14 protein-coding genes and 2 tRNA genes are annotated in these 16,072 nt (G+C 71.5%); 10 read left to right on the top strand and 6 right to left on the bottom strand.

The features are described from left to right. The first annotated feature begins 19 nt into the window (after window positions 1-19). The 3 genes from ACZ5U5_RS26960 to ACZ5U5_RS26950 all read left to right on the top strand — a co-directional run bounded on the left by ACZ5U5_RS26960 (window position 20) and on the right by ACZ5U5_RS26950 (window position 3,500). Entirely contained in the window at window positions 20-925 is a 906-nt protein-coding gene (locus tag ACZ5U5_RS26960; protein WP_469026391.1) for a DUF1906 domain-containing protein, read from the top strand. A gap of 182 nt (window positions 926-1,107) precedes the next feature. Further along, a complete protein-coding gene (locus tag ACZ5U5_RS26955) occupies window positions 1,108-1,671 on the top strand; it encodes a SigE family RNA polymerase sigma factor (protein WP_469026388.1) in 564 nt (187 codons plus the stop codon). Window positions 1,672-1,850: 179 nt separating this feature from the next. Then, window positions 1,851-3,500, top strand: a complete 1,650-nt coding sequence (locus tag ACZ5U5_RS26950) for a long-chain fatty acid--CoA ligase (RefSeq protein WP_469026386.1) — start codon at window positions 1,851-1,853, stop codon at window positions 3,498-3,500. Window positions 3,501-3,561: 61 nt separating this feature from the next. On the opposite strand, the gene ACZ5U5_RS26945 is transcribed toward ACZ5U5_RS26950, so the two are convergent. After that, window positions 3,562-7,968 (bottom strand): hybrid sensor histidine kinase/response regulator, encoded by a 4,407-nt coding sequence (locus ACZ5U5_RS26945; protein WP_469026384.1) that lies wholly within the window; start codon window positions 7,966-7,968, stop codon window positions 3,562-3,564. Between the two features lie 246 nt (window positions 7,969-8,214). Continuing rightward, window positions 8,215-8,700 (bottom strand): SSI family serine proteinase inhibitor, encoded by a 486-nt coding sequence (locus ACZ5U5_RS26940; protein WP_469026383.1) that lies wholly within the window; start codon window positions 8,698-8,700, stop codon window positions 8,215-8,217. Between the two features lie 215 nt (window positions 8,701-8,915). Between ACZ5U5_RS26940 and ACZ5U5_RS26935 the strand changes: the two genes are divergently transcribed. Together ACZ5U5_RS26935 and ACZ5U5_RS26930 are read left to right on the top strand one after the other, a co-directional pair. Then, window positions 8,916-9,006, top strand: a tRNA-Ser gene (locus ACZ5U5_RS26935). A 191-nt stretch (window positions 9,007-9,197) separates the two neighbouring features. Continuing rightward, a tRNA-Arg gene (locus tag ACZ5U5_RS26930) sits at window positions 9,198-9,270 on the top strand. A gap of 53 nt (window positions 9,271-9,323) precedes the next feature. On the opposite strand, the gene ACZ5U5_RS26925 is transcribed toward ACZ5U5_RS26930, so the two are convergent. Together ACZ5U5_RS26925 and sigJ are read right to left on the bottom strand one after the other, a co-directional pair. After that, a complete protein-coding gene (locus ACZ5U5_RS26925) occupies window positions 9,324-10,538 on the bottom strand; it encodes an NAD(P)/FAD-dependent oxidoreductase (RefSeq protein ID WP_469026381.1) in 1,215 nt (404 codons plus the stop codon). A gap of 119 nt (window positions 10,539-10,657) precedes the next feature. Further along, entirely contained in the window at window positions 10,658-11,602 is a 945-nt protein-coding gene (gene sigJ / locus ACZ5U5_RS26920) for an RNA polymerase sigma factor SigJ (protein ID WP_469026378.1), read from the bottom strand. 129 nt (window positions 11,603-11,731) lie between these two features. On the opposite strand from sigJ, the gene ACZ5U5_RS26915 reads away from it, so the two are divergent. Together ACZ5U5_RS26915 and ACZ5U5_RS26910 are read left to right on the top strand one after the other, a co-directional pair. Next, on the top strand, window positions 11,732-12,589 hold the full coding sequence (locus ACZ5U5_RS26915; RefSeq protein WP_469026376.1) for a DUF2797 domain-containing protein: 858 nt from the start codon (window positions 11,732-11,734) through the stop codon (window positions 12,587-12,589). 117 nt (window positions 12,590-12,706) lie between these two features. Then, window positions 12,707-13,051, top strand: coding sequence for an antibiotic biosynthesis monooxygenase family protein (locus ACZ5U5_RS26910; RefSeq protein WP_469026374.1), 345 nt, complete (start codon window positions 12,707-12,709; stop codon window positions 13,049-13,051). A 95-nt stretch (window positions 13,052-13,146) separates the two neighbouring features. Here ACZ5U5_RS26910 and ACZ5U5_RS26905 read toward each other — a convergent pair whose 3' ends face one another. After that, complete coding sequence (locus tag ACZ5U5_RS26905; RefSeq protein WP_469026372.1) at window positions 13,147-13,431, bottom strand: hypothetical protein; 285 nt, start codon at window positions 13,429-13,431, stop codon at window positions 13,147-13,149. Beyond that, window positions 13,431-13,736, bottom strand: a complete 306-nt coding sequence (locus ACZ5U5_RS26900; protein WP_469026370.1) for a hypothetical protein — start codon at window positions 13,734-13,736, stop codon at window positions 13,431-13,433. Before ACZ5U5_RS26900 ends, ACZ5U5_RS26905 begins: the two co-directional genes overlap by 1 nt. A 152-nt stretch (window positions 13,737-13,888) precedes the next feature. Here ACZ5U5_RS26900 and ACZ5U5_RS26895 point away from each other — a divergent pair, with 152 nt between their 5' ends. The 3 genes from ACZ5U5_RS26895 (at window position 13,889) to ACZ5U5_RS26885 (ending at window position 16,066) form a co-directional block, all read left to right on the top strand. After that, window positions 13,889-14,140: a GntR family transcriptional regulator gene (locus ACZ5U5_RS26895; RefSeq protein ID WP_469026365.1), complete on the top strand. Its 252-nt coding sequence runs from the start codon at window positions 13,889-13,891 to the stop codon at window positions 14,138-14,140. Between the two features lie 82 nt (window positions 14,141-14,222). Beyond that, on the top strand, window positions 14,223-14,825 hold the full coding sequence (locus ACZ5U5_RS26890) for a GntR family transcriptional regulator (protein ID WP_469026362.1): 603 nt from the start codon (window positions 14,223-14,225) through the stop codon (window positions 14,823-14,825). Window positions 14,826-15,304: 479 nt separating this feature from the next. Then, window positions 15,305-16,066 (top strand): response regulator transcription factor, encoded by a 762-nt coding sequence (locus ACZ5U5_RS26885; RefSeq protein ID WP_469026359.1) that lies wholly within the window; start codon window positions 15,305-15,307, stop codon window positions 16,064-16,066. Window positions 16,067-16,072: the final 6 nt, after the last annotated feature.

The following is a 16,072-nucleotide window of genomic DNA, read 5'->3' as shown; positions in this document are numbered from 1 at the left end:
TGGGCCCTTCACTCGGCGTATGAGCTGCAGAAAGCTGATGATGGGACTTGTCCTCTCCGCGACCCTCACCGCGACCCTCGCCGCCGCCCTCCCGGCTCCGGCTGCCCCAGCCGCACCGGGTGCACCAGCCGCGCCACCAGCACCACCAGCCCTCTCCGCACCACCAGCCCCGGCTGCACCGGGTGCCTCGGCGGGGTGGCCGGCCGCGGTGGCGACCTTCCGTGGCCGGGCCTTCGACACCTGCCTCGCTCCCTCCGCCGACACGATGCGCCGCTGGAAGACCTCCAACTACGGAGCGGTCGGCATCTACTACGCGGGCCGAGGCCGGGCCTGCAAGCGCCAGCCGAACCTGACCCGCGGCTGGATGCGCACGGTGCGGGCGCAGGGGTGGAAGGTGCTGCCGGTGTACGTCGGTTCGCAGTCGCCCTGCGTCACGGCGAAGCACAAGAAGAACGTACGCATGGGGAGGTACCCCGTGCGGCAGGGGACACAGGAGGGACGTGACGCGGTACGAAAGGCGAAGGCACTCGGGATGCGGCGGCTGAGCCCGCTCTACCTGGACATGGAGTCGTACACCTACCGGCAGAAGGCGTGCGCGCACGGCACCCTGGCGTTCGTGCGGGCCTGGAACCGGGAGGTGCGCAGGTTCGGGTACGTTCCCGGCTTCTACAGCAGTGCGGGTTCCGGCGTACGGCACATGGAGATGGCGCGGCGGGCAGGGGTGCGGGATCTGCCGTCGGTGATGTGGTTCGCGCGCTGGCACAAGCGGCCGCACCTGTACCGCGAGCCGGCCCTGCGGCGCACCGCGTGGCACCCTGAGCGGCGCATCCACCAGTACGCGGGCAACGTGAAGGAACGGCACGGCGGGCGCACGCTCAAGATCGACCGGAATCTCGTGCACGCGCCGGTGGCCCGCGTCGGCTAGTCCCTGGGCGGGCGCGAGCGGGCCTTGAGCGCGGCCCTCTCAGGGATGAACCCTCAGGGGTGTGCCCCACCTCCTCCACCTTCAGGAGGTGGGGTTACCACCCCGCGTACAACCTGAGGCGGACATGGCTTAGGGACCTGCGGCCGATCCGCTGAAGTAGGGGGCGCTTCTAGCGTGGAGCCATGACCGTATCCATGGTGCCCATGTGCACCAGCGCATCGAAGGCCGCGACGCGGACAGCGAGTCCTTCGGCGTATCCGTCGTTCGCGTCGTACGTCCGGGCACGTCAGACCGTGTTGCTGCGCACCGCGCGCTCGCTGACCGCTAATCCCAGCGATGCCGAGGATCTGCTGCAGACCGCCCTCACCAAGACCTATGTCGCGTGGGACCGGATCGAGGACCACCGGGCGCTCGACGGGTATGTGCGCCGGGCCCTTCTGAACACCCGGACCTCGCAGTGGCGCAAGCGCAAGGTCGACGAGTTCGCGTGTGACGAGCTGCCCGAGCCCGAGGTGACGCCGGTCGCGGACCCGGCCGAGCAGCAGGTGCTCAGGGACGCGATGTGGCGCGCGATCATGAAGTTGCCCGCGCGGCAGCGGGCGATGGTCGTCCTGCGGTACTACGAGGATCTCAGCGAGGCCCAGACCGCCGAGGTGCTCGGGGTGTCCATCGGCACCGTCAAGAGCGCGGTGTCGCGTGCGCTCGGCAAGCTGCGCGAGGACCCGGAGCTCACGCCGGTCCGGTGATCGCCCGGTGACCAGCGCAGCTCTGCTCGACCTGCTGCCCGACCGGCTGCCGGACCTTTCTTCTCCCGACCTAGTGACATACCGTGCGGTATGCGGCAAGAATCTGGCGAGCCCTACTGCCAGGTAGGTCATCCGGGAGCCGCCCCGGATGAATGCCGCGCGCCCATCGGGAGGACGCCGTGCTGAGCACGATGCAGGACGTACCACTGACCGTCACCCGCATCCTCCGGCACGGGACGACCGTGCACGGGTCGTCGCAGGTCACCACGTGGACCGGTGAGTCCACCCCGCAGCGCCGCAGCTTCCGCGAGATCGGTGAACGATCGGCCCAGCTGGCGCATGCGCTGCGCGAGGACCTCGGGGTCGACGGCGACGAGCGTGTCGCCACCTTCATGTGGAACAACGCGGAGCACGTCGAGGCCTACTTCGCGGTCCCCTGTATGGGCGCCGTACTGCACACCCTCAATCTCCGGCTGCCCGCCGACCAGCTGACCTGGATCGTGAATCACGCGGCCGACCGCGTCATCATCGTCAACGGCTCCCTCATCCCGCTGCTCGCGCCCCTCCTCCCGCAGCTGCCGACCGTCGAGCACCTGGTGGTCTCGGGCCCCGGTGACCGCTCGCCGCTGGCCGGAATCCAGGCGCAGGTGCACGAGTACGAGGACCTGATCGCCGCCAAGCCCACGACATACGACTGGCCCGAGCTGGACGAACGTACGGCCGCAGCCATGTGCTACACCTCCGGCACCACCGGAGACCCCAAGGGCGTCGTCTACTCCCACCGTTCCATCTACCTGCACTCCATGCAGGTCAACATGAGCGAGTCCATGGGCCTGACGGATGCGGACACGTCCCTCGTCGTCGTCCCGCAGTTCCACGTCAACGCCTGGGGCCTGCCGCACGCGACCCTGATGACCGGCGTCAACATGCTGATGCCGGACCGTTTTCTGCAGCCCGCCCCGCTCGCCGAGATGATCGAGACCGAGCGGCCCACACACGCGGCCGCCGTCCCCACCATCTGGCAGGGCCTGCTCGCCGAACTCTCCGCGAAGCCGCGTGACGTCAGCTCGCTGGGCCAGGTCACCATCGGCGGCTCGGCCTGCCCGCCCTCGCTGATGGAGGCCTTCGACAAGCTGGGCATGCGGGTCTGCCACGCCTGGGGCATGACGGAGACCTCCCCGCTCGGCACGGTCGCCCGCCCGCCGGCCAAGGCCCTCGGCACCGACGACGAGTTCGCCTACCGCCTCACCCAGGGCCGTTTCCCCACCGGCGTCGAGGCCCGCCTGGTCGGCCCCGGCGGCGAGCACCTGCCGTGGGACGGCGAGTCCGCGGGCGAGCTCGAGGTGCGCGGGCCGTGGATCGCGGGCGCGTACTACGGCGGCGCGGGCGGCGAGGAGCTCAAGCCCGAGGACAAGTTCAGCGCGGACGGCTGGCTCAAGACCGGCGACGTCGGCGTGATCAGCGCGGACGGCTTCCTGACGCTCACCGACCGCGCGAAGGACGTCATCAAGTCGGGCGGCGAATGGATCTCCAGCGTCGAACTGGAGAACGCGATCATGGCCCACCCGGACGTCGCGGAGGCGGCGGTCGTCGCCGTCCCCGACGACAAGTGGGGCGAACGCCCGCTCGCCACGGTCGTGTTGAAGGAGGGCGCGAACCTCGAGTACGCCGCCCTGCGCGACTTCCTCGCGGGCACCATCGCCAAGTGGCAGCTGCCCGAGCGCTGGGCGATCGTGCCGGCCGTGCCCAAGACGAGCGTCGGCAAGTTCGACAAGAAGGTGCTGCGCAAGCAGTACGCGGCCGGGGAACTGGACGTCACGAAGCTCTGACGGCAGACGGGTTGCGCCGCTCCCCTGCGGAGGGAGCGGCGCAACGCGCATGTCCGGAGGGCTAGTTCGTGCCGATCTTCGCAAGCAGGTCCACGATGCGGCCCTGCACCTCGGTGCTCGTCGACCGCTCAGCCAGGAACAGCACCGTCTCCCCCGCCGCGAGCCGCGGCAGCTCCGTCGCGTCGACGGCGGCGGTGTAGACGACGAGCGGAGTGCGGTTCAACTGGCCGTTCGCCCGCAGCCAGTCGATGATCCCGGCCCTGCGGCGACGCACCTGCATCAGGTCCATCACCACCAGGTTCGGCCGCATCTGCGCCGCGAGCGTCACCGCGTCCGCGTCGCTCTCGGCCCGCGCGACCTGCATGCCACGCCGTTCGAGCGTCGCGGTCAGGGCGAGCGCGATCTCCTCGTGCTCCTCGATCAGCAGCACGCGCGGCGGGTGCTGCTCGCTGTCGCGGGGCGCGAGGGCCTTCAGGAGTACGGCGGGGTCGGCGCCGTACGCCGCCTCGCGCGTCGCCTGGCCGAGGCCCGCCGTGACGAGCACGGGAACCTCGGCGGCCACGGCGGCGGTGCGCAGCGACTGCAGGGCCGTACGCGTGATCGGTCCGGTCAGCGGGTCCACGAACAGGGCCGCGGGGAACGCGGCGATCTGGGCGTCGACCTCCTCGCGGGAGTTCACGATGACGGGACGGTAGCCGCGGTCGCTCAGCGCCTGCTGGGTGGTGACGTCGGGCGCGGGCCAGACGAGCAGGCGGCGCGGATTGTCCAGCGGCTCGGGCGGCAGTTCGTCGTCCATGGGCTGCGGCTGGGGCCGGTTGGCGACCTCGACCGCGCCGCCGGGACCGTCCAACGGCTCGGGGCCCTCGTCGGCGTCCTCGTCCGGAGCGCCGATCGCGTACGCCCGTCCTGTGCCCTCGCTGGAAGAGGCGATACGGGACTGGGGGTGAGCCTGCGCCTGGGGGTGCGGGCGCGCCGCGGCCTCGGGGCGGTCATCGCCCGCGGGGGCGGGGGGAGTGGACAGCCTGCGCCGCCGCCCCGAACCTCCTACGGAGCCGCCGAGGGATCCGCCCTGAGAGCCGCCCTGGGTTCCGCCGAGGGATCCGCCTTGGGTCCCGCCGAGGGTGTGGGACTGGCCCGGGGCGGCGGGGGCCGCGGGCTGCGCGGGCGCCTGCTCCGGGAGCGGCCCGGCGGTGGGCGGCTGCGGGGCCGACGAAGCGGGTTGCGGGGCTTGAGGGGCCTGCGGGGGCTGCTGGGCCGGGGGAGCCTGCGGGGGCTGCGGTGCCGGGGGAGCCTGCGGGGGCTGCGGGGCTGTCACCGGAGCACTCGGCGCACCCTGAGTACCCGGAGCACCCGAAGCTGCCGGAGCACCCCCGGCACCCTGAGCACCCGGAGCTGCCGGAGCCTGCCCCCGCCCCTGCAACCCGAGACGGCGCTGCTGCTGCTCCGCGATCTGCTGGCCGAAGGGCACGCCCTGCCCGAGCGTGCGCACGCTGATCGCGCGCCCCTGCGTCGAGTTGGGGTCGCCGGGCGCGGACTCGGCAGGCAGCGGCTGCGCGGCCCGCCCGCCCTGGGTCCCGCGCTCGGGCGGGAGTGCGACGCCCCTGCCGGGCGTGTGGACGCCCCGCGCCGGAGTGCCTTCGGCGTACGTCGTGGGCTGCGAGGGAACACCGGCGGGCGGCGTACCCTGCGCGCTCCCCGCAGGCCCGGAGGCCGCGGGTGCGGCGGGAGCAACAGGCGCCCCCTGCGCGGCGGAACCGGCGGCGGCCGACGCCGCCCCCTGCTCCAGCTCCTGACTCTGCCCCTGCGCCGGACGCGACCGGCGGCGGCCCGTCGGGGCGTCCGCGGGGTGCGGCTGCGGCGGGGTGTGGTCGTCGGCCGGGTGGTGCAGGGCCGCTTCGTGCTGCCCCGTGTCGTCCTGGTCCGCGGAGGCCGGCGGCAACGCGAAGACGCGCCCGCTGGGAGCCTCTTCGGCGGCGGCCCGCTCCTTGGCGGCGGCCAGCGCACGGCGACGCCGGCCCGTCGGACGGGGCGAACCCTCACCCGAGTCACCGGCGACCGCCACAGCCGTCCCGGCCCCGGAAACACCGCTCCCCGAAGCACCGCTCCCGGAAGCATCGCCCGAAGGCAGAGCGGGCGGCAACGCCAGCTGGTCGTCGTTCCGTCGAGCCCGCTGCCCGGAAGCGGCAGGAGCCACCCCGCCCGCGGGAACCGGCACGCCCTGCGGCGGCACCGTCTGCCCCAGAGCCGCGGACCCGGCAGCATGCTCGGCGGCAGTCACCACGGAGCCCACGGAACCCACGGAGCCCCCGGCCTCCGTGGCGCTGGGCCGCCCACGCCGCCGCCCGGTACCACCGGAAGCCTGTACCTGCCCAGAAGCCTGTGACTGTGAAGAATCCTCGACCCGCGCGGCCGCCTCCGGAGCAACCGACGCCGCGGCCTCGGCGACCTGAGCCGCCGCGGCCTGCGCCGCATCGGCCTCCGCCGCGCGCCGCCCACGCCGTCGCCCCGTACCGCTGGGTGAGGTCCCGACGGGAGCGTCCTCGGTACCGGCAGCACCCCCCGAAGTCCCGCCGTCGGAAGCCGAACTCTCCAGGAACGAGTCGACCGAGGGACCGGCAGCACGCCGGGCCCGTCGCCGCCCGCCACCCGTGGCGGGCGAAGCCTGCGCGGGCACCACGACCGAAGAGCCGACAGGACCGTCCGCGCCACCCGCACCCGCAACCGCAACCGCAGGTGCAGGCGCAACCGCCCCGCCCCCCGCACCGATCGGCACTTCAAGTACGTACGCGTTGCCGCTCATCCCCGGCACCTCGTGCGTCTGCAGCACGCCGCCGTGCGCCCGCACGATGCCCCGGACGATCGGTTCGTGCACCGGGTCTCCCCCGGCGTACGGCCCCCGCACCTCGATGCGGACGACCTCGCCGCGCTGGGCCGCGGCCACGACCACCGTCGAGTCCACGTACCCGCCGGGGGCCACGGCCGAAGGGGCCGCACCGGCCCGCGCGTTGCCCGTGGCGTCGATGCCCGCCACGTCGGCGACCAGGTGGGCGAGCGCCGTGGCGAGCCGCCCCGGGTCCACCTCGACCTCGATCGGCGGCGCGTGCACCGCGAACTGCGCGCGTCCGGGCCCGATCAGCTCGACCGCGCCCTCCACGCCGCTCGCGACGACGGCGTCGAGCATGACCTTCGCGCGCGACAGCTCGTCCGCGCCCGAGTCGAGCAACTGGAAGCCGAGGACATTGTCGACAAGGGTGGTGATGCGCGCGTATCCGGCCGAGAGGTGATGAAGCACCTGATTCGCCTCGGGCCACAACTGCCCTGCGTCGTCCGCTGCGAGAGCCGACAGCTCGCGCCGCAGCTCGTCGAGCGGGCCACGCAACGACGAACCGAGCACGGCGAGCAACTGCTCGTGCCGCGCGGCCAGGGCGTCGTACCGCGTCTTCTCGCGCTCGGCGAGTTCCTCGAACCGGTCCTTCTCGCGCTCGGCGAGCGCCGCGTACCGCTCCTGCTCGGCGGCGATCTCCTCGGCGCGCTGCTCGGCGGCGGCTGCCAGCTCGGCGGCGTGCCGCTCGGTCGCCGCCCGCAGTTCCTCGGTGCGCCGCTCGGTCGCGGCCTGCATCTCCTGCGCGTGCGCCGCGAGGGCGGCCTCGTGCTCCTCGGCCAGCGCGTCGTAGGGCCGCCGGTCGGTGAACGTCATGACCGCGCCGACGAGCTGATCGCCGTCCCGCACGGGGGCTGTCGTCAGGTCGACGGCGACCCGGTCGCCGCTCTTGGACCACAACACCTGCCCGCGCACCCGGTGCTTGCGCCCGGAACGGAGCGTGTCGGCGAGAGGGGACTCCTCGTACGGGAAAGGCTCGCCGTCGGCGCGTGAGTGGAGCACCAGGTGGTGCAGTTCCTGCCCGCCGAGGTCGCTGGCCCTGAAGCCCAGTATCTGCGCGGCGGCCGGATTGACGAGGACGACCCGTCCGTCGGTGTCCGTGCCGACGACGCCTTCGGCCGCGGCGCGCAGGATCATCTCGGTCTGCCGCTGGGAACGCGCGAGTTCGGCCTCGGTGTCCACGGCGCCCGAAAGGTCCCGTACGACGAGCATGAGCAACTCATCACCGGTGTAGCCGTAATTGTCGTACGCGTCCCGGATGTCCTCGAGGTTCGAGCTGGTGACCTCGACGGGGAACTCGCTGCCGTCCGTGCGGCGCGCGACCATCCGCGTGGGCTTGGTGCGCCCGCGCTCGTCGATGGATTCGGGCCTGCGCATCGATCCTGGAATGAGCCGGGAGTCGAACTCCGGCAACAGATCGAGGAGCCCACGTCCCACGAGGGCGGTGCCCGGTGCCTCGAACGCCTCCAGCGCGATCGCGTTCGCGTTCACGACGGTCCCGTTCGCGTTCACGAGGACCAGCGCGTCCGGGAGCGCGTCGAGTATGGCTGCGAGGCGAGCAGCGCCTCGGGATGGCCTGCTGCTCACGACGACGCTTCCTCCCTGGTTACTGCTGCTTGCCGACTCGCCCAGGCCATCTTGCCCCGTGGCCCGTGGCGTGTCACGGGAGGGAGTCTACGGGGAGTGGTTGTGCGCGCGACGCCGGATGAGAGGGAGGTCGCACGCAGAAGATGTGTGGCTTCCGTACCGCCTGGTCACGACGAGGTCCCGACGGGGCGGATTTCGCGGTGGCCGGGAACCGATTCAGAAGTGGCCGGAACGGATCGGCCGGACTCAGGCTCCGGTCTCGGGCAGCACCGGGACGAGCCGGTTCCACCGGGAGATCTCGCATCCGTTGCTGCGGTTGTACGTCGCGTCGACGGGCCGCCCGTTCCACGTTCCGGTGATGTGCGCGGTGGCGGGACCGCCGTACTGCATGGTGCAGTTCGAGTCGGCCGGCGTGGGCGCGAAGGTGTCGGTGCCCCAGGTGCCCTCGTCGAGCTTCGCGCACGCGTCCTGCGCCTGCGGGTGCGTGCCGCCCGCCGGGTGGCACTCCAGCTCGAACTTCCCGTCCCGGCCGTTCCCGGTGTCGGTGACCTCCACCGTGAGCCGGTTGGGGGTCGACTCCGTCACCGGCGTCGGCAGGGGCAGCGGTCCCATGTCGGCGTGGGCGACGACGGGCGTGACGGACAGCGCGGCGACGGAAGCGGCGGCGGTGAGGACGAGACGGCGCAGCATGACGGGGCTCCACTGGGTGCGGGGTACCGGGTACGCGGACACGTACGGGCTCTACCGCGTCTAACGCCGTTGACGCCGTGACGTTGCGGGCACGGAGTCGTCGGCGCGGAGTCGTGGGCACGGAGTCGTGGGCACGGAAAAGACGCTTTGCCCTGCGGGCCGCCCGACTAGTACCTTGGAAGCCGCGATTGGTGACACGCCGCCCGGCTGTGTCATCATCTGCAACGCACCCCCGCGCTCGCGCCGGAGTGCAAGCTGGAGGCGTCGCCTAGTCCGGTCTATGGCGCCGCACTGCTAATGCGGTTTGGGACTTACATCCCATCGAGGGTTCAAATCCCTCCGCCTCCGCTGCGAGATCCGAAGCCCCGGTCCTGATGGACCGGGGCTTCGGCGCTTCCTGCCCATGAGGAACGTTTCCGCAGGTCGCAAGCGGTGCGGCTAACGGATTTCACATGGCGGCGGCGGTCATGTAATGTTCTTCCTGTCGCCGCGAACGGGCCGAAAGGCCGGGAAGCGAAGACAGAAAAAAGAAAAAACAGGCACTCGTAGCTTAACGGATAGAGCATCTGACTACGGATCAGAAGGTTGCAGGTTCGAATCCTGCCGAGTGCACACAGTTGAAAGGCCCCCGGTTCGCCGGGGGCCTTTCGCGTCGCGTTGTCCGGTCAGGCTGCCGTGGCTTCGGCGGGGGTCTCGGCGGGGGTGGTCGGGCGGGTCTCGTGCTGGGTCACGGGGCGGCGGCGGGCCGGCATGCCGAGCAGCGGGTTGGCGACGCCCCAGGCCGCGCCCTTGCAGACCAGTTCCTTGTAGAGGGCGGCGAAGCGTCCCGTGAGGGCCGCGTTGACCGAGCGGTCGTCGGCGGTGACGTACTGGATCAGGCCCTCCTTGCGGCCCAGCGAGATGCACTGGTTGAAGTAGCGCATCGGCGTCTTCGGGACCTTTCCGCCGGTCAGGCGGGCCGCGATGGCGTCGGCGGCCTGCCACGCCATGGGAGTGCCGGTGGCGCACGACATCCGCAGCGGCTTGTCGCCGGGGCCCATCGCCATGGCCGCGTCGCCGACGGCGTACACGTCCGGGTGCGAGACCGAGCGCATGCTCCGGTCCACCACGATCTGGCCGGTGTCGTTGACCTCCAGGGCCGTGGCCTCCGCGATCGGGTGCACCGCGAAGCCGGTGGTCCACACGGTGACCGCGGCCGGGATGACCTCTCCGCCGGCCGTGGTGACCCGGTCGGCCTCCACGCCGGTGACGGCGGCCTGCTCGTACGCGGTGATGCCGAGCCCGGCGAAGACCTTGCGCACATGTGCGCGGCCCTTGGGCGAGAGCCAGTCGCCGAGCCCGCCGCGGGCGGCGAGGGCGACGTCGAGGTCCGGGCGGGCCTCGGCGATCTCGGTTGCCGCCTCCAGACCGGTGAGGCCGCCGCCCACCACGAGCACGCTCTCTCCGGCGCCGAGACCGGCCAGGCGTTCGCGCAGCCGGAGTGCTCCGGAGCGGCTCGCGATCTCGTGGGCGTGCTCGGCGGTGCCGGGGACGCCCTGGGCATTCCAGCCGCTGCCGATGGCGTACACGAGGGTGTCGTACGTGAGTTCAGCGGTGCCCTGTGCGTCGCTGACGGAGACGGCCTTGCGGTCGACGTCGACGGCGGTGACCTTCGCGAGCCTCAGTTCGACGCCGGTGTCCGCGAACATCTCGCTGAAGGGGCGGGGCCTGAGGTCCTGGCCGACCGTCAGCTGGTGCATCCGGACGCGCTCGACGAAGTCGGGCTCCGGGTTCACGAGGGTGATGGCGACGTCCTCGCGGCGCAGCCGCCTGGCGATGCGTCCGGCGGCGATGGCTCCGGTGTATCCGGCTCCGATGACGACGATGCGGTGCTGCTGCATTTTCCTGCTCCTGTCATCAGCTCTTCAGCTCTTCAGCGGGTTCGGCTCTTGAACCGGGCAGCCCCGCGATTCCTGACAGGTGTGTGTTGTGAAGCAGGTCACATGGTGTGGTCAGTGGATCAGAACGCCTTGAGCAACGGCTCCCCGTGGTCCGTCGCCGCCCACTGCTGGGTCGCGCGTTCGAGCTTGTCGGGGTTGACCTGGTTGCGGAACGCGACGATGCCGTCCGCGGTGATCTCCAGGCACATGACGCCGATGACCCGGCCCTCGACGGCCACCACCAGGGCGGGGCCGCCGTTCGCCGTCGCGGCCCAGACGTCGGGCGAGCCACCGACGATGGTGCGCTTGGCCTCGCTGGGCTTGAACAGGCCCCGCATGAACTTCGCGACCGCGATGGCGCCCTCGAACGCCTTGGCCCGCGCGGGGACCTTGCCGCCGCCGTCGCCGATGGAGATGGCGTCCTGCGTGAGCAGCCGTACGAGCGGCTCGGTCCGGCCGCTGGTGGCCGCCGCGAGGAACTCCTCGACGATGCGCTGCGCGGTGGCCTCGTCGATCTCGGTGCGGGCCTTGCCGGCCGCGACGTGCTTCTTGGCGCGGTGGAAGATCTGCTGGCCGGCGGACTCGGTGATGTCGAGGATCTCCGCGATCTCCCGGTGCGAGTAGCCGAAGGCCTCGCGCAGCACGTACACCACGCGCTCGTTGGGCGAGAGGCGCTCCATGAGGGCGAGGACCGCGTACGAGACGGACTCGCGCTGCTCGGCGGTGTCGGCGGGGCCGAGCATGGGGTCGCCGGCGAGCAGGGGCTCGGGCAGCCACTGGCCCACGTAGGTCTCGCGGCGGGCGCGGGCCGAGGTGAGCTGGTTGAGGCACAGGTTGGTGAGGACCTTCGTCAGCCAGGCCTCGGGGACCTCGACGTGGTCGACGTCGGCGGCCTGCCAGCGCAGGAAGGTGTCCTGCACGGCGTCCTCGGCGTCGCTCGCCGATCCGAGGAGGCGGTAGGCGATGGCCTCGAGGCGGGGCCTCGCTGCCTCGAACCGGTCGACGTCGTTCATGGTCAGGGCCATGTCCCGGATCCTAGCCCGCACGCTGCTTTCGGGGTGATCGTTGCCGCGGGGTCGTTCCGGCGGCTCTGTGGCGCCGGTCGGCTCGGGTGGCTCGGGTGCCTCGGGTCCGGGCTGCGCGAGACTGGCCGTATGGAGTGGCGTATCGCGGGGTTGAGCTGGGCGGATGGGGAGCGGCCCGCCCTCGTGTGGGACCGGGGGGACGTCAGCCCGCTGGTCGTGGGGCGGCGGGTCGGGTTCCGGGCCGTCGGGCGGCGGGAGTGCGTGGGAGCGCGGGGCAATCCCTGTCCGGTGGCCGCAGCCGTGCAGGTACGGGCCACGCAGGCCCGGTGCGCCGACTGCGCGCGGCTGGACCGCGCGCACTCGGTGGCCGCCGACACCATCGCCGACGATCCGCGGACCTACCGCGTCTACCTCGCGTGGTTCGGTTCGGGGCTGGTCAAGGTGGGGATCACCCGCGAGGAACGAGGGCCCGCCCGGCTTCTCGAACAGGGCGCCGTGGCCTTCGCCTGGCTGGGCCGCGGCCCCCTGATGGCCGCGCGCCGGGCCGAGGAGCTGTTGCGGGTGGCACTCGGAGTGCCGGACCGGATCTCGTACGCCAGGAAGCGGGCCGTGAGGGCGGGCCTGCCGGGGGCGGAGGAGCGGCGCCGCGAACTGGAGGCGCTGCACGGCTACGCCCTCGCGCTCGAAGGCTGGCCGGAGTCGCTGGAGCGGGTGCGGGCGTCCGTCGTGGACCACGGCGAGGCGTTCGGGGTGGAGCGTCTCGCGGGCGACGCGGGCTCCGCCGTGACGGAACTCGGCGACGGCGGGGTGGTACTTGGGAACCTCGTCGCGGTGGCGGGTCCCGATGTCTACCTCGACGACGGCGGCCGGCTGATCGTCCTGGACAGCCGACTCCTGCGGGGCTGGCGACTGGAGGGGGCGGGGGAGGCGGCACGTACGAGTGTGCCGGTGCGGGAGATCCCGGTGGTCCAGGGAGGACTTTTCTGACCCTCCTCGGGACCGCAGACCTTCTCGGCTGACCGAATGGTCAAGTCTCTCTGCCCGTACGGCAATGACGGCGAGGGAGGGGTGGACAGGCTGGTGGGGGCGGTTGAGGGTGTGGGCATGAGTGAGCAACCCCTCAGACCTGTCCAGAACTTTGAACCCCCTTACTACGCCGTCGTGTTCACCTCCCTCAGGACCGACGTCGACGACGGTTACGACGAGACCGGCGACCGCTTGGACGAGCTCGTCGCCTCCGTGCCCGGTTTCCTGGGGATGGACGTCGCGCGGACGCCCGGCGGGCTCGGTATCACCGTCGGGTACTTCCGGGATGTGGACGCGATCAAGCAGTGGCGCGGCGACGCCGAGCACCGTACGGCCCAGAAGCGGGGGCGCGCCGAGTGGTACGAGCGGTACGTCGTGCATGTTGCCAAGGTTGAGCGGAGCTACGGGTTCGAGCGGGGGTAGGGGGCGCGCTTCCTGTCGTCCGGTGCAGGAAAATCCCGCTTGCGGGCTGCGCAGCGCCCCCGTACGCGGGATTTTCCTGCAACTCCCCCCCCCGCTCAGCGCAGCCTGTGACCCCGGCTCTCCGCCACCCGCAACGCGTCCTGCAACGCCTCCGTCAACCGTTGCGCGAGATAGCGGAGTTCGCCCTCCGGAGCGTCCACGAGCATGCCTCGCGCGTAGGTCAGCAACTCGCCTCCCATGCCGAGCTGTACGGACTCCATGGCGTCGGCGACTCGCGAAACGGGGCCCGTTGCGTCGCCGATCAGGTAGCAGGGCTTTCCCTCGGGGCCGGACCAGGGCAGCAGGCGGGCGGGGGTGATGAGGTCGTCGTCGTCCGTCATCAGGCCACCTCCACGCCGTGGATCCAGTACGGGCCGGGCGTGTCCAACCCCAGCGTGGCCAGGACCAGTTCACGGCGCCAGCTGTGCTGTTCGTGGGCGGTCAGGTACGGGCGTACGAGGCGGGTCGACTCCCCGGTCAAGGGGAGCAGGGCGTCCAGGCCGTAGCGGCTGCGGGGTGTGGAGAGTTCGGGCCCCAGGTGCGTCGGTCGTGCGGGGGCGGGTGCCGTGGGCTCGGGGTGGGGGATCAGGAGGAGTCTCACCCAAGCGGTGAGGTGGCGGATGAAGTGGCGGATAAGGTCGGGCATGTCGTCAGCTCCGATGTAGCTGGTGGCCGTGCCCCCGGGCGGTTGCCTCCGTCGTGGGGGTCTTTCTGCACTCGGATCTACTGCGGTCTACCGAGGTCTACGGGACTCTACTCCGGTCGCACGGTCTACCGCAGTGTTTTAGCGTCCACTGCATGAGTTCGGAACTCGATCGAACACGTCCCGTCTGGCGCCAGGTGGCTGCATCTATCGCGTCCCGCATTGCCGACGGCACCTACCCGGTAGGCGCCAGGGTGCCGTCCGTTGTGGAGCTGTCCGCCGAGTTCGGTATCGCGGCTTCGACGGCGCAGAAGGCTTTGGCGCACCTCAAGGCGGAAGGGCTCGTCCGAGCTGAGGTCGGCCTCGGCTCGTTCGTGGCCGAGCGGCCCGAAGAGCCTGGGCCGTAGCCCGGAACCCCCGGCGATTGCCGGGGGCGCGGGGAGGGGGGTTCAGGAGGAGCCTCACTCAGGCGGTGAGGTGGCGGATGAAGTGGCGGACAAGGTCCGGCATGTCATCAGCTCCTTGCTATGGCTGATGGCCACGCCCCTGGACGGTTGCGCCCGTCGGCATGCCCATCATGGTGTGGTGATGGAATTCGCCCCAGACAAGGCTCGCTGGCCTCAAGTGGCCGAGGTGATCCAACGCCGGATTGAGGACGGCACGTATCCCCCTCGCAGCCGTGTGCCGTCCGTCGTCCAACTCATCGCCGAGTTCGGCATCGCCCATGCGACCGCGCACACAGTGCTCACGGGCCTACGCGCTAAAGGGCTGACCTACACCGAGCCGGGTCTCGGCTCTTTCGTCTCCCCTGCTTCTCGGTCAGAAGGACTCGCTGAGAGCGAGGACACCCAGCCTGCCTGGCGCCAGGTCGCCGCAGCCATCACCGCGCGTATTACCGACGGCAGCTATCCCGTGGCGACGCGAGTGCCGTCCACATTGGAACTGGCCGCCGAGTTCGAGATCGCGACATCCACGGCTCAGAAGTTGCTTGCCCACCTCAAGAACGAGGGGCTCGTGCGCGCGGAGGTCGGTCTCGGTTCGTTCGTGGCCGAGCGTCCCGAGCGCCCCGAGAGCCTGGGCAGTAGCCAGTAGCCAGGGCGCCTTAGCCCAGAGCATGGGCCGGTAGCCGGTAGCCGGTAGCCGGTAGCCGGTAGCCGGTAGCCGGTAGCCCGTAGCCGGTGCAGGTGGCTCGGGGCCTGGGAGCCCGGGGCCTGGGAGCCCGGGACCTGGCCGGTAGCTCTGGGCCGTAGCCGTAGCCGTAGCCGTAGCCGTAGCCGTAGCCGTAGCCCGAGCCCGAGCCCGAGCCCGAGCCCGAGCCCGAGCCCGAGCCCGAGCCCGAGCCCGAGCCTGGGCCGTAGCCCGGGCTGTACCCCCAGAGCATGGGCCGGTAGCGGGTAGCGGGTAGCGGGTAGCGGGTGGCGGTGGCGGTGGCCCGGGATCCGGTGGCCCCGGACCTGACCCGTAGCCGGGCAGTAACCCGCAGCCGGGCAAGTAACCCGTAGCCCCCTTTCTCAGGGAATTCACAGCTTCCCGCAAGACCCCTCTCAGGGCCGCCCCGCAGGCTCTGTGCCATGACTACGACCTCGCCCCAGGGGCGTACCGAACTGCTCAGGGCGGACGGGAGCCCCGTCCGCGTGCTCGTCGTCGATGACGAGGTGTCGTTGACCGAGCTGCTCTCCATGGCCCTGCGCTACGAGGGCTGGCAGATCCGCAGCGCGGGGGACGGCGCCGGTGCGGTACGCGCCGCGCGGTCCTTCCGGCCCGATGCCGTCGTGCTCGACATGATGCTGCCCGACATGGACGGCCTCGCCGTCCTCGGGCGGCTGCGGCGTGAACTGCCCGACGTGCCCGTGCTGTTCCTGACCGCCAAGGACGCCGTCGAGGACCGCATCGCCGGACTCACCGCCGGGGGCGACGACTACGTCACCAAGCCGTTCAGCCTGGAGGAGGTTGTGGCCCGGCTGCGCGGGCTCATTCGCCGCGCCGGGGCCGCCGATCGGCGCAGTGAGTCCGTCCTCGCCGTCGGAGATCTGACCCTCGACGAGGACAGTCACGAAGTGACGCGGGGCGGCGACTCCATCCACCTCACCGCCACCGAGTTCGAGCTGCTGCGGTTTCTCATGCGCAACCCCCGCCGCGTGCTCAGCAAGGCGCAGATCCTCGACCGCGTGTGGAACTACGACTTCGGGGGTCAGGCCAACGTCGTCGAGCTCTACATCTCGTATCTCAGGAGAAAGATCGACGCCGGGCGTGAGCCGATGATCCACACGCGGCGCGGTGCGGGGTACCTGATCAAGGCCGCGCCCGCGACCGAGGTGGCCGCCGCCTCATGAAGCGAT

This window comes from Streptomyces sp. NPDC033177, assembly GCF_055577715.1.
Note: the sequence above shows the minus strand (reverse complement) of the source record. Positions and strands in the feature narration are given on the sequence as shown.